The sequence below is a fragment of the Paraburkholderia silviterrae genome (assembly GCF_004353915.1).
Classification (GTDB): domain Bacteria; phylum Pseudomonadota; class Gammaproteobacteria; order Burkholderiales; family Burkholderiaceae; genus Paraburkholderia; species Paraburkholderia silviterrae.
This window is the reverse complement of record NZ_SMRP01000082.1, coordinates 1-1,362: the sequence shown is the minus strand read 5'-3', so window position 1 is coordinate 1,362 and position 1,362 is coordinate 1. Positions and strand designations below refer to the sequence as shown.

Genomic DNA, 1,362 nt, shown 5'->3' with positions numbered 1-1,362 from the left:
TATCCTTTGAGATATTTATGTCGGATAGCACCCCCACATTTGACGGGATCGAGAGGACGTTCACTACCCGCCCAGCTTGACAAGTGGTTAGATTCTGTTTTGGGATATAGCCAGTTTCTGAGACTATTACCGCTGATTTATCGAAACTCTCGATTGCATAAAGCGGAGGCTTGTCAAGCAAGCACCTTCTAGAACTGTCGATTGTAATTGAGGAACCAGCTACCTCATAAGTATCATCTGCGTGAGCGGTCCCCGCGAAAAAGACTGATGCCAGCACAATCAAACCCCATTCGATTTTAGGCATTCCCAATCTCTCACGAAATAATCTCTTTAGCAGAGCGGGTGAAATCAAGCCGCCTATCCCAATCAATATCACCACCATTAATCGCATATGTAACATCGCGCGAGATTTGCCGTTCTTTTTGCTTATCCAAGTCCGAAGTAGCCGGTTGGGGAGAATCCATGTCGATATGTCTAGTCACTTTTGGCTTTTCGAATCGCAAATAAAATCCTCCGCTATCCAGACTATTCTCAGGAAGGGCAACTCTCTGAGGAGCATCAATCGGCGCAGGGGTTTTTGTCATGCCGCTACGATTGTGCGCAATATACGCTGAGTCGGTCCACCATGATGCGGTAAATGTTGCACTCAAAATCCACCCCTTGAACGTCCAGTAATCTGCGTAATTACTTCGTCCAGTAAGCTGCTTGAAACCCCGCCCTCGAAATTTTTGAGAATCTTCTCGATCGCAATTGCCGTTCCGCCAGTCGTATGAACCCGTAACGCGCACCCCATGGCTGTTGAACTTTACCGATCGGAACCAAGGATCGTCCTCAGTAGGAATCTGACCGTACCAATGGCCCAACGTGGATTCTGGAACTTCCGACGCCGGATTTGTAACCGTTCCATGAAATCCATCACTTTCGAGGTGCCCTCGCATGCTCGTTTCCTGCATCGATGCGAGCCATGCGCTTTCAACGGCACCTTGGCCAAGAAAATGGGCAAGCCGAGCCGGGGACGTTAAACCAAATTTTCGTACTGCTATATTTAGCGGCCCTAAGTAGGTACTACGCAATTGATCCGGAGATGGTTGCTGATTCCTTCTGTAGCGCCTATCCGGGTAGATCTGCTTAAACTCGTCCTTGCTCAGCCACCCGCACTTCCTGAAATGCCGGATAAACGCGAGCGGATGGAAAAACCACAGCTTCTGCCCGGCCGGCAAGCCAGTCACGTCCCAGAACTGGATTTCCTTGAGGTAATCGAGAAACTTGTTGTAACCCTGCTCGTTACCGTGATAGAAGCCTCCCTCGTCGCGCAGCCTTGCGTAGCGCGTCTGGTTGTTCGTGCTGTCCCATTCGCTGGGG

General features: G+C 49.9%; 1 protein-coding gene and 1 pseudogene. Both read right to left on the bottom strand.

Annotation, left to right across the window (positions count from 1 at the left end; translation table 11 throughout):
- Nucleotides 1-304: hypothetical protein (locus EYW47_RS41550; RefSeq protein ID WP_205710257.1), on the bottom strand; the 304-nt coding region annotated here is incomplete at its 3' end.
- A gap of 10 nt (nt 305-314) precedes the next feature.
- Nucleotides 315-1,362, bottom strand: a pseudogene (locus EYW47_RS41275) (hypothetical protein); the annotation flags it as partial.